General features: G+C 39.9%; 19 protein-coding genes. 6 read left to right on the forward strand and 13 right to left on the reverse strand.

Annotated features, from left to right (window positions below; genetic code table 11):
- Window positions 1-10 precede the first annotated feature (10 nt).
- From AB3G38_RS18140 to miaB, 4 genes are read right to left on the reverse strand one after another with little or no spacing between them, the layout of a single operon-like run.
- Window positions 11-1,105 carry a hypothetical protein gene (locus tag AB3G38_RS18140; protein WP_367865212.1) on the reverse strand — a complete coding sequence of 365 codons (1,095 nt, stop codon included), beginning with the start codon at window positions 1,103-1,105 and terminating at the stop codon, window positions 11-13.
- A 56-nt stretch (window positions 1,106-1,161) separates the two neighbouring features.
- Complete coding sequence (locus AB3G38_RS18145; protein ID WP_367865213.1) at window positions 1,162-1,671, reverse strand: LptE family protein; 510 nt, start codon at window positions 1,669-1,671, stop codon at window positions 1,162-1,164.
- Window positions 1,672-1,674: 3 nt separating this feature from the next.
- Window positions 1,675-2,910 carry a sigma 54-interacting transcriptional regulator gene (locus AB3G38_RS18150; protein ID WP_354300176.1) on the reverse strand — a complete coding sequence of 412 codons (1,236 nt, stop codon included), beginning with the start codon at window positions 2,908-2,910 and terminating at the stop codon, window positions 1,675-1,677.
- Between the two features lie 36 nt (window positions 2,911-2,946).
- Window positions 2,947-4,380, reverse strand: coding sequence for a tRNA (N6-isopentenyl adenosine(37)-C2)-methylthiotransferase MiaB (gene miaB / locus AB3G38_RS18155; RefSeq protein ID WP_367865214.1), 1,434 nt, complete (start codon window positions 4,378-4,380; stop codon window positions 2,947-2,949).
- 184 nt (window positions 4,381-4,564) lie between these two features.
- On the opposite strand from miaB, the gene AB3G38_RS18160 reads away from it, so the two are divergent.
- Window positions 4,565-6,343 carry a hypothetical protein gene (locus tag AB3G38_RS18160; RefSeq protein WP_367865215.1) on the forward strand — a complete coding sequence of 593 codons (1,779 nt, stop codon included), beginning with the start codon at window positions 4,565-4,567 and terminating at the stop codon, window positions 6,341-6,343.
- A gap of 58 nt (window positions 6,344-6,401) precedes the next feature.
- Entirely contained in the window at window positions 6,402-8,183 is a 1,782-nt protein-coding gene (locus AB3G38_RS18165; RefSeq protein ID WP_367865216.1) for a hypothetical protein, read from the forward strand.
- A gap of 52 nt (window positions 8,184-8,235) precedes the next feature.
- Here the strand turns inward: AB3G38_RS18165 and AB3G38_RS18170 are convergent, their stop codons facing one another.
- The 6 genes from AB3G38_RS18170 to AB3G38_RS18195 form a co-directional block, all read right to left on the reverse strand.
- Entirely contained in the window at window positions 8,236-10,356 is a 2,121-nt protein-coding gene (locus AB3G38_RS18170) for a DPP IV N-terminal domain-containing protein (protein ID WP_367865217.1), read from the reverse strand.
- A 134-nt stretch (window positions 10,357-10,490) separates the two neighbouring features.
- Window positions 10,491-11,219: a DUF4377 domain-containing protein gene (locus AB3G38_RS18175; protein ID WP_367865218.1), complete on the reverse strand. Its 729-nt coding sequence runs from the start codon at window positions 11,217-11,219 to the stop codon at window positions 10,491-10,493.
- 117 nt (window positions 11,220-11,336) lie between these two features.
- The gene (locus AB3G38_RS18180; protein WP_367865219.1) at window positions 11,337-12,401 is read right to left on the reverse strand and encodes a branched-chain amino acid aminotransferase; all 1,065 of its coding nucleotides are present in this window, start codon (window positions 12,399-12,401) and stop codon (window positions 11,337-11,339) included.
- Window positions 12,402-12,527: 126 nt separating this feature from the next.
- The gene (locus tag AB3G38_RS18185) at window positions 12,528-13,487 is read right to left on the reverse strand and encodes a tryptophan 2,3-dioxygenase family protein (protein ID WP_367865220.1); all 960 of its coding nucleotides are present in this window, start codon (window positions 13,485-13,487) and stop codon (window positions 12,528-12,530) included.
- 1 nt (window position 13,488) lies between these two features.
- A complete protein-coding gene (locus AB3G38_RS18190) occupies window positions 13,489-14,787 on the reverse strand; it encodes an HAD-IB family phosphatase (RefSeq protein WP_367865221.1) in 1,299 nt (432 codons plus the stop codon).
- A 1-nt stretch (window position 14,788) separates the two neighbouring features.
- A complete protein-coding gene (locus AB3G38_RS18195) occupies window positions 14,789-15,757 on the reverse strand; it encodes an NAD-dependent epimerase/dehydratase family protein (protein WP_367865222.1) in 969 nt (322 codons plus the stop codon).
- A 73-nt stretch (window positions 15,758-15,830) separates the two neighbouring features.
- On the opposite strand from AB3G38_RS18195, the gene AB3G38_RS18200 reads away from it, so the two are divergent.
- Entirely contained in the window at window positions 15,831-17,018 is a 1,188-nt protein-coding gene (locus AB3G38_RS18200; RefSeq protein ID WP_367865223.1) for a formimidoylglutamase, read from the forward strand.
- Here the strand turns inward: AB3G38_RS18200 and AB3G38_RS18205 are convergent.
- On the reverse strand, window positions 16,966-17,442 hold the full coding sequence (locus AB3G38_RS18205; RefSeq protein WP_367865224.1) for a hypothetical protein: 477 nt from the start codon (window positions 17,440-17,442) through the stop codon (window positions 16,966-16,968). The two genes, AB3G38_RS18200 and AB3G38_RS18205, sit on opposite strands and share 53 nt — an antisense overlap.
- 217 nt (window positions 17,443-17,659) lie before the next feature.
- Here AB3G38_RS18205 and AB3G38_RS18210 point away from each other — a divergent pair, with 217 nt between their 5' ends.
- Window positions 17,660-18,049: a DUF3592 domain-containing protein gene (locus AB3G38_RS18210; RefSeq protein WP_367865225.1), complete on the forward strand. Its 390-nt coding sequence runs from the start codon at window positions 17,660-17,662 to the stop codon at window positions 18,047-18,049.
- 27 nt (window positions 18,050-18,076) lie between these two features.
- A complete protein-coding gene (locus AB3G38_RS18215; protein WP_367865226.1) occupies window positions 18,077-18,556 on the forward strand; it encodes a hypothetical protein in 480 nt (159 codons plus the stop codon).
- Window positions 18,557-18,594: 38 nt separating this feature from the next.
- Here the strand turns inward: AB3G38_RS18215 and AB3G38_RS18220 are convergent, their stop codons facing one another.
- Window positions 18,595-18,930, reverse strand: a complete 336-nt coding sequence (locus AB3G38_RS18220; RefSeq protein ID WP_367865227.1) for a hypothetical protein — start codon at window positions 18,928-18,930, stop codon at window positions 18,595-18,597.
- Window positions 18,931-19,239: 309 nt separating this feature from the next.
- A complete protein-coding gene (purD, locus tag AB3G38_RS18225; protein WP_367865228.1) occupies window positions 19,240-20,514 on the reverse strand; it encodes a phosphoribosylamine--glycine ligase in 1,275 nt (424 codons plus the stop codon).
- A 242-nt stretch (window positions 20,515-20,756) separates the two neighbouring features.
- Here purD and secA point away from each other — a divergent pair, with 242 nt between their 5' ends.
- On the forward strand, window positions 20,757-24,068 hold the full coding sequence (gene secA, locus AB3G38_RS18230; RefSeq protein WP_367865229.1) for a preprotein translocase subunit SecA: 3,312 nt from the start codon (window positions 20,757-20,759) through the stop codon (window positions 24,066-24,068).
- Window positions 24,069-24,143 lie beyond the last annotated feature (75 nt).

Consider the following 24,143-nt stretch of genomic DNA (forward strand, 5'->3'; position numbering starts at 1 on the left):
TGTTAAATGGTTAAATTTTCTTTTCTATAGATTGGATAAGGTCGGCAAAGTAACGTCTTTTTTCTGGAAACTTCAAACTTAATTTTTCATAAGTATCTATCGCCTTGTCGTAAAGCATTTGCTCGATATAAATATTGGCCAGTGTTTCAGATACGAGGTCATTCTGATCCTCTGCACTTTTCTTTGCCTTGTTTTCATTGTCAATCTGCTCGGGTTTAGGCGGCAGGATCTGCGGATCATTTTTAATAAAGCTTTCGATGATCTCCGCATCTTTGGTCGCTGGTTTTTGCTGTTCTTCTGTACCGAGTAAAGCTTCACTTCCGGTCAGGTGGCTTTGTATATGGAAAATATGTTCTACATACTGCTGCTGTAGTTCCTGAGCATTATTTGTTTTGGGTAAAGCATATGGCTGAAATATACTCTGATGTTCTTTACGGGTTTTAGCCAGCCACCATAAAAAGGTGTATGGCAGATTTTCGTCATGGTAATTACTAACCTGGCTATTTTCTACTTCGGCCGCTGCCTGAGCTTCATGCTCTTCAATAACGGGCGCATCTGCTACCGGCTGCTGCTGTTGTTGTGGTTCAACAACCTCTGTTGTACTGAAGTTTTGTTCAAAGGCGAAGAAATCTGAAGAAGCAATACTTTCAAAAACGAAATCATCTTCCAGAGAATTCCTGCGTTCAGGGGCCTCATTGGTGACTGCTGTTTCAGCATCCGGACCTGAATTTCTGAATGGGCGGTAATTGGTATGGTCAACCTCAGCAATTTCTTCAAATACTTCTTCCAGCTCATCGAAACCTTCCTGTTCATTCTCTTCTCTGACCCCCGGGCATCCGTTGACAATCAAAAAGGTGACTGGTGTAGTTTCTTTTTTAAACAAAAACTGGTGTAAAATAGAGCCGTTGGTATAAAGAGAAGCCTGAACAAGCTGATTCGTGCTTTTTGCCCTTTGCAGATCGGCTTTGGCCAATAACAAATGCAGCGGCTGGTAGTAGGGATAAGTCTGTAACAAGCCGCTCAACATAGCCGTATGCTGCGGAGAAGCCTTTTGAGGATCCGCAATTAATTCAGCAAGTTGTTGTTGTATGTCTTTATCCAGCATGACGAGGCTAAGTTAACAATTGAAATTCATTTAATATACCGGTTTTTTCAGCTCTTTTACCATTGCGCAAAAGCCCTGTTGAATATATCTTCAGTAAGCTGTGCGTTGATATCTTTATTTAACTGGAGCTGAACAGACTCCAGACTCTGACCTCTCATGTCGAAATCTTTAAACCGCTCAAATGATTCTTCAAAACTTTGTTTAGGATTAAGGTTGTTGGTGTATTTTACGCTTACTTTAATGGTTAGCCTGTTTCCACCCGCACTTGGCGCATTGTTATTCTGAAGGGCGATAGGGCGGATGTCATAACCCGTAATCCTGCCTTCAAAAATTGCATCTGCATTACTCTGGCTAACAATCAGACGGGTTTGATTCCGGATACGCAGTTTTAAAGCCTCTGTAAAATCTGCACTTAATGTCGGGATCACCAATGGCGCATTATTTTCAAAATACGACACGGTTACCGTTTTCATCTCCGCAGGAATAGAGGCTCCGTTTAACTTTACTGAACACGAATTCACTAATGTTGCCAGCGGCAGCAGCAGCAATAAACAGATTCTTTTCATGACCTAATTTAAATTGAGTTCTTTGATCTTTCTATATAGTGTACGTTCAGAAATTCCCAGTTCCTGAGCTGCGAACTTACGCTTGCCTTTATGTTTTTTCAGTGCTTTTTTGATTAAATCAGATTCCTTGTCAATCAAAGAAAGGGATTCTTCCACTTCTTCTGCATCATGGGTGTAGTTATAGTCTACAGGCGTATTCTGAGGAGATTTTTTAATCATGAAAGTAGAGTCATTGCTCACAGTCTGATCTACTTCCTGGTAAAGCTGGTTGATGTAGTGCGGGTTTTCCTCCATGATATGTGAAGTATTTCCACCACTCTGAATAATCTCGGCAACCAGTTTCTTCAAGTCCATCATGTCCTTTTTCATGTCGAAAAGAACTTTGTAAAGAATATCTCTTTCGGAAAAATCTTCTTTATTACTTCCGTTATTTAATGCCATTGGCAAATTGCTGCCTCCTTCATTCGGAATATAATTCAATAAAGCACCAGCAGTTACGTTCCGGTCTTTTTCCAGTACACAAATTTGTTCTGCAATGTTTTTAAGCTGTCTGACGTTTCCCGGCCAGCTGTAATTGCTCAGCATTTGTATCGCATCTGGTTCCAGGTGGATACCCGGGCTGCGGTATTTATCACTGAAATCGGCAGAAAACTTTCTGAACAGCAAAAAGATGTCTTCTTTACGTTCATGTAAAGCAGGTATGCGCAATGGTACAGTATTTAAACGGTAATATAAATCCTCACGGAACTTACCGGATTTTACCCTGTTGTATACATCGACGTTTGTTGCTGCAATAATGCGGACGTCAGTTTTCTGTACTTTGGAAGAACCTACACGCAGGTATTCTCCGCTTTCCAGTATTCTTAATAAACGGGCCTGTGTACCTAAAGGTAATTCAGCAACCTCATCCAAAAAGATCGTTCCTCCGTTTGCCACTTCAAAATATCCTTTACGTGCTTCGTGAGCACCGGTAAAAGAGCCTTTCTCATGTCCGAATAATTCTGAATCTATTGTGCCTTCTGGAATTGCACCACAGTTTACGGCAATAAAAGCACCGTGTTTACGGGTACTCATCTGGTGGATAATGTGTGAAAATACTTCTTTTCCACTACCACTTTCCCCAGTAATCAATACTGACATATCCGTTGGCGCTACCTGCCTGGCAATATCTATAGCACGGTTTAAAAGTGGAGAACCACCAATAATCCCAAATCGGTTTTTAATATCTTGTACGTCCAAAATAATTATATTTAAATGCTCACTGGAGTATATTTTTTAAGCTGTAATTCTGCCCAGCAGAGTCGCTGATGTACAACGCTCAATAATGACATTTACGTATTGCCCTGGCTTCACATTTTCTACTGCCGGGAATACGATCATCGCATTCTGGTCATTTCTTCCGCAAAGGTCTTTATCAGACTTTTTAGAGAAACCTTCTACTAAGATACGGACTGTTTTTCCTACAGATTTCTCTAATCTGTAATGAGAAGTAGTTTGCTGTTTTAATAAGATTTCCTGTAAACGGCGTTTTTTTACGTCTTCCGGAATATCATCATCCAGTTTTCTTGCAGCCATTGTTCCTGGTCTTTCTGAATAACTGAAGCAGAATGCGAAGTCATAACCCACATAATCCATCATGCTTAAGGTTTCCTGATGTTCTTCTTCAGTTTCAGTGCAGAAACCAGCAATAATATCTGTAGAGATCGCGCAATCAGGAATGATATTTCTGATGGCATCAATCCGGTTGATATACCATTCGCGGGTATAAGTACGGTTCATCAGGTCCAATACCCTGCTGCTTCCTGATTGTACAGGTAAGTGGATATTGTTGCAGATGTTATCATATTTTTGAATCGTATGCAGTACTTCGTCTGTAATATCTTTTGGATGTGAAGTCGAGAAACGGACACGTAATTCAGGGCTGATCAATGCTACTTTTTCCAGTAACTGGGCAAAGTTGACCATGATCTCAGCGCCATCTTCTGCTTCCGCTGTACCTTTCCACTTGTAAGAATCTACATTCTGTCCAAGCAGCGTAACTTCTTTATAACCGCGGTCATGTAAATCCTGCGCTTCAGTAAGAATAGAATGCGGATCACGACTGCGTTCACGTCCTCTTGTAAAAGGCACTACGCAGAAAGAGCACATATTATCACAACCACGCATAATGGAAATGAAAGCAGTAATTCCATTCCCGTTCAGGCGGACCGGACTAATATCTGCGTAAGTTTCTTCTCTGGATAGTAAAACGTTAATTGCTTTCTGACCATCACCCACCTGTTCTATCAGTTGTGGCAAGTCACGGTAAGCATCAGGTCCGACAACCAGATCTACCAATTTTTCTTCTTCAAGGAATTTAGATTTCAAACGTTCTGCCATGCAGCCTAAAACCCCGACAATCAGTTTAGGATTTTTACGTTTTTCTATACCAAACTGCGATAACCGGTTGCGGACACGCTGTTCTGCATTTTCCCTGATTGAGCAGGTATTGATAAAAATTGCATCGGCTTCCTGATAGTTACCTGTGGTCTGAAAACCCTGATCTAACAGGATAGAGGCAACAATTTCACTATCAGCGAAGTTCATCTGGCAACCATAACTTTCAATGTATAGCTTCCTCGCATTAAGCAGTTTTGGGGCATCAACAATCAGAGCTTCACCCTGGCGCCCTTCATCATGTGTTTTGTCTGTTAGCTGTAAATCGATCATAAATGAGTAACATTCTTAAAGGGACAAAACTACTAAATTTAATTTGTAAATGACAAATTGGCAGCATTTAAAAGTGAGGTTCAATTTGATATTTACCCCTTTTAGACGCTATGCTGACATTCAGCGTTTCAAATATCAAAAACATTATAAGCTGATTACTGTAATATTAGTTAAATAAAGAAATATGACAGACCATGCACCGGGGAAGAAGAAAATATGGAAATGGCTCGCAGGAGTGCTTTTAGCCCTGATCATTATCCTGGGTTGTGCTTCGTTTTATATCAGCATACAATGGAAGCCATTGCTGACTAAAAAGATAAAAGAGGTAGTGGCTAATGGATCTGCAGATCTTTATCATATTGATTTTAAGGATATCCACCTGAACCTCCTTACCGGAAGTGTAAGTGTTGACAGTATTTTGCTATCGCCGGATACTGCAGTTTTTAACGCAAGAAAGAAATTAGGGAATGCACCTACGCACTTATTCCAGGTCAGGCTGGCGCGTTTAAGATTGCGTAACATTGGAATATTTAAAGTCTGGCTTCATAAAAAGATAGCGATGAATGATATTATTCTGGAGAATCCTTCGATTAATATGATTTATAATAAAGTTGATAAAAAACCTGATACTGTTAAAAAAGATAAACGCAGCCTTTATGAACTGATCTCAAAAACGCTGGCAGCTGTTCATATCAGAGGAATAAAAATTGCAGATGCTGACTTTGATTATATCAATGGGGCAGATGGCCGTTTATTGAATTCGGTGAAACATCTGACTATACAGATCAGGGATTTTAAGCTGGATGAGACTACTGAAAAAGATACAACACGGTTTTATTATGCAAAAGATGTGTCATTTGAACTGGCAGGTTATCATTCTTTAACGAAGGACAAGCTTTACAAAATGAAAATAGATACGATAACGGGATCTGCAACAGGCCGGACTATCCGGCTCAAAGGTTTTAAGATGATCCCGATGTATCCTGATCTGGCTTTCAGCAGGAAGCTTAAAGTTCAGAAGGACCGGTATGATCTGGTTTTTGGCGAAATTGATTTTAAAGGGATTGATTTTGTGAAATTTAATACCGACCGGGTAATCCATGCAGAGCGTTTAAAAATCGGGCAGACGATAGCCAGAATTTTTATGAACCGGGAGATGCCGCCGGGTTCGGCAAACAAAGGAAATAATTTTCCGCATATGGCTTTACAGCGGTTACCTTTACCAATTACGATTGACACGCTGAAATTAAATAAGGTGAGTGTTGCCTACACAGAATACAATCCGATGTCGCAACAGCGTGGAACGGTAAATATTGACCAGTTGAGCGGGCAGGTGCTGAATGTAACGAATGACTCTTCTTCGCTGGCCAGGAATCATTTTGCTGTCGCTGATTTAAACGCCCTGGTGATTAAGGCAGCACGGCTGGATATTGTAATTAAGTTTAATTTGCTGGCTAAAAATGGCGCTTTTTCTTTTAAAGGACATATTGGAAAGCTGGATATGGTGAAGTTAAATCCACTTGCCCGGCCATTGGGGATGGTAGAAATTGAGACCGGGCAGATACAAAAGATAGATTTTGAGGTTCAGGCGAATGAAAAGGGGTCTGACGGGACGATGCAGTTGTATTATAATCAGCTGAAAGTGAAATTACTGAAAGAGGGGGAAAATGGAAAGCCTGTTCAGAAGAAGGGATTTCTTTCATTCTTAGCCAACACATTGATTATTAAGGATGAAAATCCAGCTAAGAATGGTGATTTAAGAACGGCTAAGATTCATTTTGAGCGGCCTCCGGGTGCTTCGTTTTTTAACTTGTTATGGAAAAGTGTCTTTGTGGGCATGCGGGAAACCATCGGATTGGGAATTATCCCGATGCAGAGTCCGGAAAAAAGCAGGAAAGAAGTGGTGAAGAAGTTGAAGGAGCGTCAGCTAAAAAAGGCAGAAAGAATTAACGGGAACAGGTAATTGACTGGTTTTTATTTTCTTAAAAACGTATATTGTAATTTTTAGACGCTGGTTAGGCATGAGGAGAAAAACCCGAAAAACATTTACTGTAATTAAATGGGTTGCCGCTGTCATGTTTCTGTTGTTTGTAGCGGCAGATGCGATGTCATGGTACCTTAGCGTAAAGCTAAGGCCTGTTATTATGAAGGAACTGAAGGATTTGGTACTGAATTCTACGGATAGCTTATATCGTATTGAATTTTCTACGGTAAATACCAATTTCCTGCTGGGGAATGCTTCTGTCAGTAATGTGAAGATTATTCCCGATACCACTATTTTTAATAAGCTGATCAAGCTTAAACGGGCACCGAATAATATTTATGAGGTTAGCCTGAAAAAACTGACCATCCGCAATTTTCATCCGTTCAGTATTTACAAAAATAAAGAGCTGAGTGTAGGGCAGCTATTGTTTGAGCATCCTAAAGTAGTCATGATCAACCGGCAGTTTGACTTCAATGAGAACCGCCCTCCAAGGCCTAATAAATCTCCTTATGAATATATCTCGAAGTTTTTAAAGCTGGTGCGTGTAAACACGGTCAGTTTAAAGGATGTAAGCTTCAAGTATATCAATAAAAATTTGCCTGTACCGGAAATTGATTCTCTGGATAAACTGGATATTACGTTAAAAGATTGGTTGATTGATGCAAAGTCGGCTACTGATCCTACCCGGATTTATCTGTTAAAAGATGTATTAATCAGTTTGAATGATTATCAATTCGCTACGCCTGATAGTTTGTATCATATACAGTTGAATGAGTTCTCTTTTGCCGCTTCGACCGGGAAGTTGAATGTGAAGAAGTTTGCGGTAGTACCACGGTATTCGGAAATGGATTTTGGCCGTAAGGTTGGTTTTTCCAAAGAGCGGTTCAGTATTCAGCTGAGTGATATTAGTTTGAGTGGAATCGATTTGCCGCTTTATATCAAAAAGCAGGAGCTTGCGGCACAGGAGATGAATATTACCAATGGTTTTGTGTCTGTGTTCAATAACAATGCATTGCCATCGCAGGGGATAGAGCGGGTCGGGAAATTTCCACATCAGCTCTTGCAGCTGGTTAAGGCGCAGTTAACGGTGAAGAAGTTGAATCTGAGTGATGTGGATATTAGCTATGCGGAGTTTGATAGTGATAGCAAGCAGAAGGGCAGGATTACTTTCGAGAAGACTTCAGGAACAATTTTAAATGTAACCAACCAGGAGAAGGTAAAAGCTAAGCACCCTTTTATGCTGGCTAATCTGAATACGTATATGATGGGACAAGGAAAGCTGATGGTCAACTTTAAGTTTGATCTGAATGCTAAGAATGGTGCCTTTTCTTATCAGGGGGAGCTGGGAGCTATGGATGGAGGATTTTTGAACAGGATTACCAAGCCTCTGGGGATGTTGCAGGTGAACAGTGGCCTGGTGAAAAAATTAAGTTTTAATGTGGTGGCTGATGAGGCAAAGGCAAGCGGTGAGCTGAGTTTCCGGTATAAGGATTTGTCAATTGGCCTGATGAAGAAGGTGGAGGGGAAAAACAGGCTTGTCAAACTGGGGTTGTTTTCTATGCTGGCAAATTCATTGGTGATCAGGCCTGATAATCCGGATGACAAGGGTAAGATGGTTGGAGCTTCCATCTATTTTCAGCGGGATCCGAAGATTTCTTTTTTTAGTTTTATCTGGAAAACGTTATTACAGGGAATTAAATATACGGTTGGGTTAACGCCAGAGAAACAGGCGGAGATTGATGCGCAGATTGCTAAGTTTGAGAAAATGAAAAGTGATAGGGAGCAGCGGAGAGAGGCTCGCCGGAGAAGAAAAAAATAAGGCTGAACAACTTCATAGTCGTTCAGCCTTTTCTGGTTTAAAGCGCTTATTTTTATTGCAGGACTTCTGCCGGGGCTGGTTTTTCTAACAGATTAGTATAATAGAAGCGTGCACGTTCTGAGAAATCATGCTTGCTTTTAACACCTTTCCAGCCATGTCTGCCACCTGGGTAGATCATCAGTTCGAAGTGTTTGTTTTCATCTTCTAACTTGTTAATCAGCTGAATTGTATTTTGCATATGTACGTTATCATCCATGTCGCCATGCATAATACGCATTAAACCTTTATACTTCTTGGTGTAAGTTAATACAGAAGCATTTTTATATCCCTCAGGATTTTCCTTAGGCGTGTCCATAAAGCGTTCTGCATATACGCTGTCATAAAGTTCCCAGCTCGTAACCGGGGCTCCTGCGTAACCAAAATCAAAATAATCTGCACCGTAAGTTAAAGCCATCGTCGTTATATAACCACCATAGCTATGGCCAGTAATCAATAGCTTTTTGTTATTAACCCACGGTTTTGCTTTTAACCATTTTGCGGCAGTAATATAATCCTTCATCTCCCATTTACTCAGGTTTCTATGCATTAAGGCTACACCTTCTTTACCGAATTTACCAGAGGCGCGGTGATCTACCTCAATCTGGATAATCCCTTCATTTGCCCACCACTGCAAGTCAGCTTTTTTCCAGGTGTTCTTTACAGTTCCGGCATTAGGGCCGCCATAGATACTGAATATCACAGGATATTGTTTAGTTTCATCAAAATCTACCGGATAAGTAATTACCGCAGGCAGATTATAGCCATCACCGGTTGGAATCGTGATCATTTCTGTTTTACCGATATTGTAACCAGCGAAACCGGCAGATTTACTGTCTGCTATTTCTTTGATGATTTTTCCGCTGTGGTCTACTAAGGTTTGTTTAAACGGGGTAGATACGTTGGAATAAGTCGTAATAAATTTATCGCCCGAAGGAGACATTGCTATCTCATGGGTATAGTTCCCGAAAGTCAGTCTTTTTAAATTTTTACCATTGTAGCCGACACTGTACAGATCGGTTGTGGTAGAAGCTTCTTTATTCGCTGTAAAATAAACTACTTTGTTCTTCTCATCAACTTTAACAATATCTTTTACCTGCCATTTACCACTGGTCAATGGATTCACCAGTTTACCGTCCAGTGTATACAGGTAGTAATGTGCCCAGCCTGTTTTATCACTTTTCAGGATGTACTGTTTTTTATCCTCCAAATAAGTAATCCGGCCATCAAAGTCCAGATCTACCCAGGATGATTGCTTTTCATCATAGATTTCTTTTTTTGCACCGGTCTCCGGTTTAACCGCGTAAAACTTCAGGTTATCCTGTCCGCGGTTCATCCACTGAACCATCATATTACTTCCATCATAGCTCCAGTACGGAGTACCGAAATACTGATCGTCCTTTTCATTAAAATCAGCCCATACAATGGTACCGCCTGCCGAAGGAACAAAACCTATTTTAACTTCAGGATTTGGATCACCTGCTTTTGGATAATGTGTTTTTTCTACATAGCCATGCTGCCCTGTTGAACCATTAATCGGGAACATGGGTACGTTGGTATCGTCAAAATGCATAAAAGCAAGGTGCTTGCTGTCCGGAGCCCACCAGAATGATTTGTATTTTGTAGGACGGCCCAGTATTTCCTCAAAATAAACCCACGAAGAATAACCGTTATAAATTACATCTGTAGCATCAGTCGTATACCTGATTTCTTTGCCTGTAGTCACATCAACGGCATAAAGGTCACTTTTACGGGTAAAAGCTACATATTTTCCATCCGGAGAAAGTGTCGGATTGAGCTCTTCTTCAGGGCTATTCGTTAAGCGTTTAGGTGCTGATTTACCATACTGAATATAAACATCGTTGTCTTTTACCATGACGTCCACATCACTTTTAGGAGGAGGCGTGTAGGCAGTTCTTTTACCCGAATTGATATCTACCGCATATAAACGCTGAGTCTTTTCGTCTTTTTCTATGTAATGATTTTCATCGCTCCAGCCTGTAACTTTATTCAGGCTTTTGGTTAACGAAGGAGAGAGACCCTGCGTTTGTGCGAAATTAAGTCTGTGTTGCTGGGCCTGTAGATTGAAACTGAAACAGAGCCCGGCTGCCAGACTGAAAAGTAAATGATTCTTCATGTGGAAAGTTTAGTGGCGCAAAACTAAGAAAGCGGCGGCGCATTATTGGTATTGTGTAATAGATGTTACCTGATCAAAAAAAAGCATGCTGCATTTAATGCAGCATGCTTTCCTGTAGCTATCTTTTTGAATGGTTATGGCGTATCGGTTTGCAGGCCGGACATTCCAAACATCACAACCAGCTTATTGCCCAGATAAAGGTTTAAGGTCTGATCTGCAATGTCATACCTGAATGTTTTATCGTTCAGCAGGTTTACGAAATCATTTTCCAGTTTCATTTTCTCTTCAGAACAGGCCATCATGGTACTTCCGATCTGTTTAAAAGTAATGGCACCTTTACTGAACTCATAACTTCCAAAAATGCTGTTACAGCCGGCAGAACCGTTGAAACGCTGGTCTTCGCGGTGAAAGATCAGATAAGCAGGAGATTCTTCCCGGGTAATACCGTTCAGCTGGATTAAGTTCCATTTATGGTTAAAGATGAAGTTTGCTTCAGCGGTATTTGTGTTCGTGTTTTCGGTACCGCGGGATATTTTCTGACGCTTTAAAATCCTTTTCACTTTGTAGCTGTAGCTGGATGCATCTGCCGGAACATTTGCTCTTTTGGTACGGGAAACCAAAAGGGTATACCGGTAACCAGGCTTATAGGTGAATCCTACGATGCCACCATAAAAAAATTCCCAGTCTTTACTGGTTGTATATTTGACCAGGTAACAGGTTTGGGGGCCCATACCTGTACAGTTTGCACGCTCTTCTTTAATCACCATCCGGATGTCTTCCGCTTTGCTGTAACTGGAAAGGCCAGCTATGAAAATCAGGGTCAGAATTAATCTGGTGCTGAAGTTTTTTAATTGTGTTTTCATTTGTGTGATATGTTATCCCCAACAGGATGCCGGAATGGCTGCCTTTCCATAAATATAAAAAAAGGGATGCTCATATACGATGAACATCCCCATTTTTTTAAATTATTTTATTTTGAATTAAACCGACCAGTTCCAGCCGAACTCATCAGCTGTAATTCCATAACGGATATCGTTTAATTTTTTAGCAATTCCAGTAGAAACAGTACGTGTGGCAGGATCTGTTAACTGGTAAGTTTTACCTTCATAAGTAATCTCGCTGATTTGTGTAACCGTTGCAGCAGTACCTACAGCAAAAGCTTCTGTTAAGCTTCCGTTTTCGATATTTTCCAGCACTTCCTGGATCAGTACTCTTCTTTCTTCTACTTCAGTACCCATGCTTTTTGCCAGCAGGATAATCGTATCTCTGGTTACACCATCCAGAATCGTTTCACGAACTTCTGGCGTTACAATTTTACCATTGATCACAAACATCAGGTTGGCTGCACCAGATTCTTCTAAATATTTATGTTCTTTAGCATCCGTCCAGATTAACTGGTCAAAACCTTCAGCCTGTGCTTCCACAGTCGGAAGCATTGCTCTTGAATAATTTCCGGCAGTTTTTGCTGCACCAACACCACCCTCAGCAGAACGTGTATAATGCGTCTCAATTTTAACTTTTAAAGGTTTGCTGTAATATGGAGCACTTGGATTAGCCAAAATCACAAACTTGTAAGTTGAAGATGGTCTTACACCTAAAACAGGGTCTGTAGCAAACATCACTGGTCTGAGGTATAAAGAATAATTTTCTTCAGCAGGAACCCATGCTTTATCCATGCTGATCAGCGCTGCGATACCCTGCATGAAAACTTCTTCAGGAATATTTGCCATCGCCATACGGGTAGCAGATTTATTGAAACGTGCAAAGTTTTTATCAGCTCTGAATACGCTTACGCCGCCGTCTGCCTGCTTATAAGCTTTCAGCCCTTCAAAAATTGCCTGTCCATAATGTAAAGCAGAAATAGCAGGGCTCATCGGAATAGGGCCATAAGGAAGGATTTCGAAATTTTTCCATTCGCCATCTTCGTAATCAGCCACAAACATATGGTCTGTAAAAACTTTTCCAAAAGGCAAGTCAGTATAATCTGTTTCAGCCAGTCTGGAATGACCAGCTTTTGTGGTTTTTATAGTTAAGGTATCTATCACGGTTTCTCTTATTTTTCAGTACAAAATTACGAAATATTCGTCTTATATAATATATTATTTCTCTTTATGACATTTGCCCGGTATTGAGCGCTGCATTATCAATAAAGAGCAGTTTGCAAGGATGAATTATTTTTTGATACTTTTCAGTACATTCAGCACCCAGGCCTTACCCCATTCTTCCAATTGTTCTTCTGTCCATAAAGACGGATAAAAGATTCTTTTCTGGAAACGCGGAGGCAGATATTTCTGCCAGTTGGTTCCTCCTGTAGCAGCGATGTCTACCGGATCCCGCTCCAGATACCTGACCGCCGACTTGTAATGTGACAACGGCCATTCTACATTCACAAACAGATCCAGCTTTCTTAATTCTTCAGCTAACAGGGTCACATCCAGACCTTCCTTTTCAAAACGGGTATACAAAGCAGAGAAATTATTGAACTCCCTGTCTTTAACCAATTGCAAAAACTGCGCAGCATATTTAGTAATAAACTGTTTTAAAGTTAAGGTCTGTTTTCCGCTCGACAATTCAGTAGCCCCGAATTTCCAGTAGATGTTTTCAAATTTCTCTTCTAAACTGGCATTGGCAAGCTCTTCTCTTTTGCTCTTATCTACTAATCTTGTAAAATCAGTTGCACAAATTTCGATCATTCTGTATTGTGCAGATTGGAAACCGCTGGCTGGTAACAGAGACATTCTGAATTTAAGGAATTGTTCCTTTTCCATACCGTCTACCATCACCTCGAAAGAGCTGGTCAGCGCATTGAAATAGGCATTGATACGTTTGACACGCGCCGTAAAAAACTCAATTGTCAGCGCAGGATGTTCCGCAATTTGTTTACACTCATGCAGGCAAAGCTTAAAATAAAGCTCTGTAATCTGATGGTACATAATGAAAATCTCTTCGTCCGGAAAAGGTGTTTTCGGACTTTGCAGGCTCAATAAGGTGTCAAGGTGGATGTAATCCCAGTAAGTTAAGAAATCGGCATAAAGCAGCCCATCCAGATAGGCGGCCATATCCTGGCCCATAGCTTCATACTTTTCCTGTAATTTGTCCAGCTTGCTTTTTATTTCTGGTGTAAGTTCCATTTTAATAAAGTACTCTGAATTTTATAGTTTGTTCAATTTTCTTTAAAGACTTAAAAAGGTCTTGATCATATTCTGCATTGATATCTGTAATCGCATAGCCAATCAATGGATTGGTCATCAGGAACTGGCCTACAATATTGATATTGTGTTTCGCAAAAACAGTATTGATCTGCGCCATAATTCCCGGAACGTTATGGTGGACGTGAATGAGCCGGTGTGAAGCATCAATTCTCGGCAACTGTAAATTCGGGAAGTTAACACTTAGGTAAGTAGTCCCTTTATTCATGAAATCCAACATCCTTTTAGGGATGAAGTTGGCGTTTCTCGGGTTATTTTTTGGATCTTCAAAAACCACGATACCCATTGCTGTACAAGCTTGTAAATCCATTTTACTGGTTGTGCTGCCAAGATAACCAATCGTTTTTAACTTCAATGCAAGCTTTAATTTCTCCGGATCCATTTTCTCGCCTTTTCCCAGCAAGATCATATGGACATCTTTCACATATTTGTCTTCAAAAGACGTTTTGTGACGGACAGAAAGACCGTCTTTCTTTAAAAGTGCAAGGCTTTCTTCTGGAATATCGCCGATTGCAAGACATAAAATCCTGTTTTTTGGATAGGAAATCGCCCTTGGCAGATTATTAACGTATAAAAACTCGTCGAAGCTAGGCGTCACATGATCAGCTCTGCTCACAATGCTCTCTCTGGAAATATTCTCTGTAAAGGCGAAGAATTTTTTGATCATTCCGCTTTCACGAAGCTGGAAATCAGAATATCCATCGCCGATTCCGTATAAATCGCCTTCAAGGTTCAGGTGCTGCATCAGTTTTACTTTACCACCTTCTTCACTTAATGGGTTTGCATGATCATAATCGATGATTTTACCATCACCTGTAGTCACAAACGTATTGGCGTAAATATTTTCTTTTTTAATGTGATACTGACTCACGACCGGGGTAATAAACTCTTTAAAACCGCCGGATACAATCAATACCTGGTCAGCATGTTTTTTAAAAAATTCCGCATTGCGGGAAAAAGATTTGGATACTTTCTTCTTTAAGCGGGTAATTAATTGTTTCAGGTGATCTTCTGAGGCTTCCAGTAATTTTACTCTTTGCGCCAGACTTTCACCAAATGATAGTTTTCCTTCCATCGCCAGGTTAGTCAGGTCTTCAATTTTCTTAAAGATGGCTTCCTTGTCGGGATGCTTTTTGAGGGAAATGCGGGCAAGCTCATCCAGAGCCTCTACCTGTGTGAAAGTGCTGTCGAAATCAATGATGTAAATATTCTTTTGCTTCATTTTAAAGTTTTTTTAAACCTGCACATACTTCCTGAATGCTTTGATGCAGGGGCTTGAAGGTGATACCCGTACTATTCCTGATTTTATCGTTACTGTATAAACTTATATTTAAACTGCTTTTTGCGGCATCGCTGGTTAATGCGGCTGCTTTTCCCGTAAATAAGGAAGCTAGTTTTGCTGCCCGCCATGCAACACCAAGCATCCATGGTTTAGCCTCTTTTGATGGGGCTTTAACACCCATTCCTTTGGCAATCTCTGAAAAAAACTGCTTATAATGGTAATTCTCTGCTGATATTGTAAATCTTTCACCTGTGATCTCACTTTCCATCAGTAGAATCATGCTTTTTGCGACATCTTCAACGTCTACAATTCCTGTTGCCCCTTTGGTATAATAGCCTAAACCATCTTTAACGAGTTTGAAAATTGCGCCACTGCCCGTATATCCGGCATTGCGGCCAATGATGACCGATGGATTTACAATAACTGCTTCTAAGCCTTCAGCTATGCTGCGCCACACTTCCATTTCTCCTTCATATTTGGAGATGGCATAGGAATGGACATTGGCATCGTATTCCCAAAAGTCTTTTTCGGTAATCTGCATTCCTTTTTTAGCCTCGCCCAACGCGGCAACAGAACTGACATGAAGGAGCCTCGCGTTATGGTGCACACATAAATTAGCCACATTACTGGTTCCTTCAATGTTAACTTTCAGCAGGATTGCTTTATCTTTAGGATCAAATGATACTTTGGCTGCACAGTGGTATACTTTTGTGATATTATCAAAAGCATCATCAAGTGTGGACAAGTCATTAATATCGGCTACTACCCATTCAATCAATGTATTACCGGATAGTATCGCTGGGATTACGGAGTCTTCTCTTTTCAGGGCGCGTAATGGGTGTCCCTGCCCGGTAAGCTGGTGAATGAGTTCAGCTCCTAAAAATCCTGTGGCACCGGTAACTAAAATCATTTCATTTTTTTTAGGATGTTCATTAATATATGAGCTCAAAAATAGATATTTGACAGCATAGATACCATTAATTATGTCCTTATCCGATTTTTTCTCCCCTTTAACTCTCGAAAAATTCACGCCTAAACAGGGCTTTTATACCAGTCAGCTGGGAATGAAGACTAGTTTTTACACGGAAAAATTTCCTGAGCTGGGTGATAAAACCTTTGATATTGCGATTCTGGGCGTAAAGGATGACCGTGCTGCGGTAAATAATAATGGTTGTTCTTTAGGGCCTGATTACTTCAGAGAGCAGTTTTATTTGCTGCATGAAGGTGCATTTGAAAGCAGAATTGTTGATTTGGGTAATATTATTGCCGGAGCGACAATTTCTGATACTTACATTGCGCTTAAGATGGTAGTAACCGAGCTGATCAGACTGGATATTGTTCCGGTTATTATTGGTGGTGGCCAGGATCTGACTTATGCACAATACATGGCTTATGAAGCGCTGGAGCAAAAAGTGGATCTGGTAGTGGTGGATAGCCGGTTTGATCTGGATGAAGATGAAAATGAGCAGGGAAGTATGGCAACCAGATCGGATACTTATCTGAATAAGATCTTTATGCATCAGCCTAATTACCTGTTTAATTTCAGTAACATCGGTTATCAGACTTACCTGGTTAATCAGGATAGTCTGAAGGTAATGAATAAACTGTATTTCGATGTTCACCGTTTGGGTGAGTTTTTAACAGATGTGAGTTCTGCTGAACCTGTCATCAGGAATGCAAACATGATGAGCTTTGATTTTTCTTGCATCCGTTCTTCGGATTCTTCTGCAAACGGGAATGCCGGCCCAAATGGTTTTTATGGGGAGCAGGCTTGTAAGATTGCCCATTATGCGGGATTAAATGATAAGTTAACCTCTGTCGGCTTTTATGAATTTAACCCCGCGTTTGATCATGGCAGCCAGTCAGCAATGTTGCTGGGCCAGATGGTTTGGTATTTTGTAGATGGTTTTTATAACCGTAAAAAAGATTTTCCATTAAATCCTAAGTCTCAATATTTAATTTATCGTGCAAGCCTGAACGATGGTTCGGGTGAAATGCTTTTTGTGAAAAGCAAGAAATCTGACCGCTGGTGGATGCAGGTTCCCTATCCTTCGGGAGTTTCTAAAAATGAGCGTTTCCATTTGGTGCCCTGCCGATATGAAGATTATACAATGGCTGTTAATGGAGAAGTGCCTGATTTATGGTGGCGTACTTATCAAAAGCTGCTTTAGACCAGTTAGATGAAGTCCATTTATCTTGTTTTTGATAAACAAAAGTTCCGGTAGTGACTACAGCATTGCAAATTTGTGCCGGATTGAATAGTTTATGGTTATACAACATGGTTAGCCGGTGTTTCTTGTGGAAATACTGGATGGACATACTGGTAATGCATAAACAGCCTTCTGGCAGTTTGAAAATCTTTTCTTGTGCTGCAAGCTTGACCTGATATTTGTTAACCTCTGTTTTCCAGCTATCAGTAAGTTCATAGAAAAATCCTTTATCCAGGTCAATATATTTTGTACTGATATTAATTACACAGTTATCACAGTTTTTTGGGAATTTCAATTCCTCAGCTACACTCATTTCCGGAATAGTGACTTTAAGGTCATGACCTGACAGGCTGATTACAGGTTCTGTCCACAAACTTTTGTTCATCGGGGAATCTACCTAGCGAGTAGCAGGGGTTGATACGCTTTACAAGGCGTTATATAGGGTTGTTAATTCTATGGTATGATTTTTTATTTTAACGTAAATAAATCGCTACATGATTGGCTTTGTTCTCGTTTAAATGGTATATTGGGAAGCGTTCACCTGTCTAATCGCAGCGTTAACGTAATAAATTGAAATTGAGGTTTTTAAGAAAGATAATCAGATGGTATATTTATTAATTGTGGGTTTATTATTGTCAGGTTTTGGTCTTTTTAAAGTTATTGACCGGAAGCGCTTTAAGAAGTTTGGAGTTAAAACTTCGGGTGTTGTTTCTGATCTTGTATTGAGTGGGAGGAGTTATTATCCGATCGTGAGTTATGAAACATTGGATGGAGTTAGTGTAGAGGAGGAGTATTCATTAGGGTCAATGCCTTCAGCTTATAGAAAAGGAGAGTCTGTAAAAGTTATTTACAAAGAGGGAGATTGTAAGAAATTCATTCTTGACAATAAGTCTTCTGAATATATAGAGTTTGGTTTTATGGTGGCTGGATTGATTATGATGTTTATTTCCTGTTATTATTCTTATTCAAGGGATGGAAATTGGAACTTTTAACAGGCGATTCTTATCTTCACACTAAATATGATCTACCCAATAAAAACAACTGAATTACAAGAAAATCTTGACTTTTATGGTGAAGTGATCCTTATGCAGGAACGCGCAACTCAATACCTCAAAGGGTTTCCCTGGTGTAAGGCTGTTACCGGATCTTCTCTGTATTTCAATTTGGGGGAGAAGCTATGTGTCTTTTTATATGAAATTGATAATGCAGCGAGTAAGGATGATAACTTTTTATGGGTAGTTGTGGGCGATCTTCCTCCGATGTACCTCGATATTTACGGCCCTAAAAACACGGTTCATGTACTTGCAGATTATGTTGATCTGGCTAAAAAGTGGATTTCAAATGTGGAGGGAGGTTTACCGGTTACTGGTTGTTATCCTTTTAATATTGCACCTACAGCAGAAATGGCTGGTTTGTTAAAGCAAAGGATCGTGTTAATTGAAAATGCAATTCTTGCGAATATGGATGAGATCGCATTGCCGGAAGGGCTGAAAGCATAACTATCAAAAAGCCCGGCAGATAACCGGGCTTATTTGTATTACTGAATAAATGATTGATTTACTACATACAAAGTCTTAGTACCATTGTCATAGCGGATCACTGCATTTGCCTTGCCATCAGGAGCAATTCTTCCTGTAATGGAGGTTACATTTAGCCATGTGCCACTAATTGTGTCATACACTTGTGCACTTGTAAAATTCTGGGCACTATCTCCAAACAAAGAGACAATATATTTGCCTTGTTTTACTTTGCCATAATCGATGGCTGCGCCTTTAGCATTTACAATTGTACTTGCTGCTGCAAGAACTGGCTGAAGTGTCAATGATCCCAGCATACAGCCAGCAATCATTGCATTGATCATTAATTTTCTCATAAGGATAGGATTGGTTTGTTAATTATAAATATATTAAAAATTATATTATAATTATTTCATGTTTTCCTGAAGAGAGGTTAAATTTTTTACAAACATCAGTTTTGATAAACCGATTTATTATTTGTTTATATTCAAAATAAGGATTTGAATGAATAATATTTTTTTGTGAAACTATAATTTTTAACAGGTAGCATCAAGGTTAATATCGATTCAACTTTGATCAGGAGACCTAAAAAAGGGTAGGCCACATGATATAAAAAAGACCCGGAACAATTGTTGCGGGTCTTTTAGTAATTCATTATTTTGATCTTACATCAAATCAAAACCTATATCTTCTCTGAAGTATTTTCCGTCAAAATATATCCTTGCTGCGTCAGCAGTTGCTGATTGTAATGATTCAAACATGTTATCCTGTAAGCTTGTTACCGCTAATACGCGTCCGCCGTTACTTTTAATCACGCCACCTTCTGCAATTGTTCCTGCGTGGAAAGCTAATGATTTACGGATGTTATCAATTCCGGTCATTACTTTGCCTTTTTCATAATCTCCAGGATAACCACCTGCTACAATTACAACCGTAGCTGCGCTTTTCGGACTGATCTTCAGTTGAACATCTTTTAACTGCTTTTTCGATGCTGCGATGAAAAGTTCTACCAGATCATTCTCGATTCTTGGGATTACACTTTGAGTTTCAGGATCACCCATTCTGCAGTTATATTCAATAATCATTGGTTGATCACCAACCTTGAATAGTCCAAAGAAAATGAAACCTGTATAATCTATTTTATCTTTCTTTAAGCCGTTAATTGTAGGAATGATAATGCTGTTTTCAACTTCCTTTAAGAATTTTTCATCTGCAAAAGGAACCGGAGAAACGGAGCCCATACCACCTGTGTTTAATCCGGTATCACCCTGACCAATACGTTTGTAATCTTTCGCTTCTGGTAAAATCACGTAATTATCACCGTCAGTCAATACAAATACTGACAATTCAATTCCTGTTAAGAATTCTTCGATCACCACGATTGCACCTGCATTTCCAAACTTGCCTTCACTTAACATCAGGGTTAGTTCAGCTTGTGCATCTGCTGCGGTTTCACAAATCAATACACCTTTTCCGGCTGCTAAACCATCTGCTTTTAAAACAACCGGTAAGCTGTGGGTTTCCAGGTAAGCTAATCCTGCTGCCAAAGTCTCTTTGGTGAACGATTTAGAACCAGGGTGAGGAATGTTGTGGCGTGCCATAAATTCTTTAGAGAAATCCTTGCTGCCTTCCAGTATAGCACCTTCTTTTTTAGGGCCGATAACCGGGATGCCTGCAAGTTTATCATCCGCCAGGAAAAAATCATGAATACCGTTTACCAGAGGTTCTTCAGGGCCTACCACAACAAGTTCAATCTTTTCTGTTAACACGAATGTTCTGATTGCCGCAAAATCATTCGGATTCAGGTTTACATTTTTACCATATGCTGCTGTTCCACCATTACCTGGTGCGATAAATAGTTTGGAGCATTGCTCAGATTGGCTCATTTTCCAGGCGAAAGCGCTTTCTCTTCCACCAGAACCTAATAATAAGATATTCATATTCAGCAAAGATAAACGCTTTGCCTAAATTTTAAACAGACTCTTCTAAATTATATTCATTCAATCATTACCGCAAGATGACAAATTGTACTTATCTGTTTAAATAAAGCAGGTATTGCCCTTACAATTACAAGATATTTTGTAGTTTTATCCCTCGATAACTGCCAAAGTGACCTGTAGACTGGTGTGGCTTGGTTGTTGTAAAATGATGATTTTAAAACAAATAAAACATAAATAAAACGATGCTGGGATTTTTAACCAAAGTTTTTGGAAGCAAATCAGAAAGAGATATTAAGGCAATCCAACCACTTGTCATTAAGATAAATGAAGAATACGCTAAGCTTTCGGCCTTAAGCAATGATGAATTGCGTAACAAAACTGTCTATTTTAAAGACATTATAGCCAAATCTTTAGCGGAGATTGATACTCAAATTAGTACCCTGAAAACTGATGCTGATAGTCAGGATTTATCATTACCTGAAAAAACTGCCATTTATGAGCGGATCGATGTATTGGTAAAAGACAGAGATAAAGAATTAGAAGTTGTATTGATGGAAATTCTTCCGGCTGCTTTTGCAGTGGTGAAAGAAACCTCAAGACGTTTTGCTGAAAATCCAACTCTTGAAGTTACAGCTTCTGCCTACGACAGAGAATATGCAGCACGCAGAGCTAACGTAAAAATTGAAGGTGATAAAGCTTACTGGGCCAATTCATGGGATGCTGCGGGAAGTACAGTAGTATGGAACATGGTTCACTATGATGTTCAGTTAATCGGTGGTATCGTATTACATAATGGTAAAATTGCTGAGATGGCAACGGGTGAGGGTAAAACGCTGGTAAGTACATTACCTGCTTACCTGAATGCTTTAGCTGGTCAGGGTGTACACATTGTAACAGTGAATGATTACCTGGCACGACGTGACTCGGAGTGGAATGGCCCTTTATTCGAATTCCATGGTATCAGAGTAGATTGTATCGATAAACACGAGCCTAACTCTCAGGAACGCAGAAATGCTTACCTGGCTGATATTACTTATGGTACAAATAATGAGTTTGGGTTTGATTATCTGCGTGACAATATGGCGCAGGAGCCAGGTCAGTTAGTACAACGCAAATTGCACTTTGCAATGGTGGATGAGGTCGATTCCGTATTAATTGACGATGCACGTACTCCATTGATTATCTCAGGTCCGGTTCCTTTTGGAGATCAGCATGAGTTTCATGAGCTGAAACCAAGAATCGAACGTCTGGTAAATGCACAAAGAGAATATGTGACTAAAGCTTTAAATGAAGCTAAAAAATTAATTGCAGATGGTAAAACCGGAACTGAAGAAGGCGAAGGTGGTTTAGCTTTATTAAGAGCATACCGTGGTTTACCGAAAAATAAAGCACTGATCAAGTTTTTAAGTGAAGGAAATAACAAAAATATCCTGCTAAAAACTGAAAACAGCTACATGGCTGATCAGTCGAAAAATATGCCTAAAGTAGATTCACATTTATATTTCTATATCGATGAGAAAAACAACCAGGTAGAATTAACGGAAAAAGGAATTGAGCTGATCACTAAATCTGGTGAGGATGAGCATTTCTTCGTGTTGCCTGATGTAGGTACTGAAATTGCTGAAATTGAGAAATCAACTTTAGAAAGCGAAGATAAGATTGCTCAGAAAGATGCTTTGATGCGGGATTACTCGATCAAAGCTGAACGTGTTCACTCTGTCAATCAATTGTTAAAAGCTTATACCTTATTCGAAATGGATGTAGAATACATCATCGATGAGGGAAAAATCAAAATTGTAGATGAGCAGACTGGTCGTATTATGGATGGCCGTCGTTATTCTGATGGTTTACACCAGGCGATTGAGGCTAAAGAAAATGTGAAAGTAGAAGATGCTTCACAAACTTATGCGACAGTTACTTTACAGAACTTCTTCAGAATGTACCATAAGTTATGTGGTATGACTGGTACAGCAACAACTGAAGCTGGTGAGTTCTGGTCTATCTACAAACTGGATGTGGTAGAGATACCTACAAACAGAGTGATGCAGAGAATGGATGAGCAGGATTACGTTTACCGTACTGTTCGTGAAAAATATAATGCACTTGCAGAAGAAATCGTAAAATTAACACAGGCGGGAAGACCAGTACTGGTGGGTACTACCTCTGTAGAGATTTCTGAGCTGTTAAGCCGCATGCTGAAGTTACGTGGTATTAAACACAACGTACTGAATGCGAAAATGCACCAGAAAGAGGCTGATATTGTAGCTGAAGCTGGTCAGGCCGGAACGGTTACGATTGCAACCAACATGGCTGGTCGTGGTACGGATATTAAATTAGGTGCTGGTGTTAAAGAAGCAGGTGGTTTAGCTATCGTTGGTACAGAGCGTCATGAGTCGCGTCGTGTAGACAGACAGTTACGTGGTCGTGCAGGTCGTCAGGGAGATCCGGGTTCTTCTCAGTTCTTCGTGTCACTGGAAGATAACTTAATGCGTTTATTCGGTTCTGAGCGTATTTCTAATATCATGGTCAAAATGGGAATTGAAGATGGTGAAGTAATTCAGCATTCAATGATTACCAAATCTATTGAGCGTGCACAGAAAAAAGTAGAAGAAAATAACTTTGGTATCCGTAAGCGTTTGCTGGAATATGATGATGTGATGAATTCACAGCGTTCTGTAATCTATGCAAAACGTAAAAATGCTTTGTTTGGTGAGCGTCTTGATGTAGACATGAACAACATGGTATTTGATGTGGCTGAAGATGTTGTTTCTGAATACAAAGAGGCTGGTAACTACGAAGGTTTCAAATTAGAGGTCATTAAAAACTTCTCTTTGGATACTGATATTACTGAAGCTGAATTCAGTTCAAGAAGCATTCATATTTTAACAGACAAGTTGTTTGAAGAAGCAACTACGTTTTACGCTAGAAAATCTGAGAACATCATTCTTCAGGCGATGCCGGTATTAACACAGGTGTTTGAAGAACGTGGTGAGCATATTGAGCAAATCGTTGTTCCTTTTACTGATGGAATCAGAAGTATCCAGGTTCCTGTAGAATTGAGAAAAGCGATAGCCAATCATGGTAGAGAAGTGACGAAGTCGTTTGAGAAAACTATCGTTCTTGCTTTAATCGATGAATCATGGAAAGAGCATCTGCGTGAAATGGACGAGTTAAAACAGTCTGTACAGAATGCAGTTTATGAGCAGAAAGATCCGTTAATCATTTACAAAATGGAAGCTTTCAATTTGTTTAAAAACATGTTGAATGCAGTCAATAAAGAAGTAGTAAGTTTCTTATATAAAGGTGGTATCCCGATGCAGCAGGAAGCTGATGACATCAAGGAGGTAAGGGAACCAAGGCCAGCGCCAAGCAAATTGCAACTGTCAAAACCTGAATTTGCTTCTTCAACCAGTACAGGTGATGTGCAGTTTGAGGATACGCGTGAGCCGGTTCCGCAACAGCCAATCCGTAAAGAAGTTACTATCGGAAGAAACGATCCTTGTCCTTGTGGAAGCGGCAAGAAATACAAAAACTGCCATGGTGCAGGACTGTAATTTGTAATACACATAAAGAATGCCGATTTTTGTAAAAAGAAATCGGCATTCTTTTTTTAGCACAATTTGTAACCT

The organism is Pedobacter sp. WC2423, from assembly GCF_040822065.1.
Classification (GTDB): domain Bacteria; phylum Bacteroidota; class Bacteroidia; order Sphingobacteriales; family Sphingobacteriaceae; genus Pedobacter.

What these genes read in the sequence shown, in the direction of transcription:
- AB3G38_RS18140 (WP_367865212.1), bottom strand. Translation starts at nt 1,105, where the DNA reads ATGCTGGATAAAGACATACAACAACAACTTGCTGAATTAATTGCGGAT.
- AB3G38_RS18145 (WP_367865213.1), bottom strand. Translation starts at nt 1,671, where the DNA reads ATGAAAAGAATCTGTTTATTGCTGCTGCTGCCGCTGGCAACATTAGTG.
- miaB (WP_367865214.1), bottom strand. Translation starts at nt 4,380, where the DNA reads ATGATCGATTTACAGCTAACAGACAAAACACATGATGAAGGGCGCCAG.
- AB3G38_RS18160 (WP_367865215.1), top strand. Translation starts at nt 4,565, where the DNA reads ATGACAGACCATGCACCGGGGAAGAAGAAAATATGGAAATGGCTCGCA.
- AB3G38_RS18165 (WP_367865216.1), top strand. Translation starts at nt 6,402, where the DNA reads ATGAGGAGAAAAACCCGAAAAACATTTACTGTAATTAAATGGGTTGCC.
- AB3G38_RS18170 (WP_367865217.1), bottom strand. Translation starts at nt 10,356, where the DNA reads ATGAAGAATCATTTACTTTTCAGTCTGGCAGCCGGGCTCTGTTTCAGT.
- AB3G38_RS18175 (WP_367865218.1), bottom strand. Translation starts at nt 11,219, where the DNA reads ATGAAAACACAATTAAAAAACTTCAGCACCAGATTAATTCTGACCCTG.
- AB3G38_RS18185 (WP_367865220.1), bottom strand. Translation starts at nt 13,487, where the DNA reads ATGGAACTTACACCAGAAATAAAAAGCAAGCTGGACAAATTACAGGAA.
- AB3G38_RS18190 (WP_367865221.1), bottom strand. Translation starts at nt 14,787, where the DNA reads ATGAAGCAAAAGAATATTTACATCATTGATTTCGACAGCACTTTCACA.
- AB3G38_RS18195 (WP_367865222.1), bottom strand. Translation starts at nt 15,757, where the DNA reads ATGATTTTAGTTACCGGTGCCACAGGATTTTTAGGAGCTGAACTCATT.
- AB3G38_RS18200 (WP_367865223.1), top strand. Translation starts at nt 15,831, where the DNA reads ATGTCCTTATCCGATTTTTTCTCCCCTTTAACTCTCGAAAAATTCACG.
- AB3G38_RS18205 (WP_367865224.1), bottom strand. Translation starts at nt 17,442, where the DNA reads ATGAACAAAAGTTTGTGGACAGAACCTGTAATCAGCCTGTCAGGTCAT.
- AB3G38_RS18210 (WP_367865225.1), top strand. Translation starts at nt 17,660, where the DNA reads ATGGTATATTTATTAATTGTGGGTTTATTATTGTCAGGTTTTGGTCTT.
- AB3G38_RS18215 (WP_367865226.1), top strand. Translation starts at nt 18,077, where the DNA reads ATGATCTACCCAATAAAAACAACTGAATTACAAGAAAATCTTGACTTT.
- AB3G38_RS18220 (WP_367865227.1), bottom strand. Translation starts at nt 18,930, where the DNA reads ATGAGAAAATTAATGATCAATGCAATGATTGCTGGCTGTATGCTGGGA.
- purD (WP_367865228.1), bottom strand. Translation starts at nt 20,514, where the DNA reads ATGAATATCTTATTATTAGGTTCTGGTGGAAGAGAAAGCGCTTTCGCC.
- secA (WP_367865229.1), top strand. Translation starts at nt 20,757, where the DNA reads ATGCTGGGATTTTTAACCAAAGTTTTTGGAAGCAAATCAGAAAGAGAT.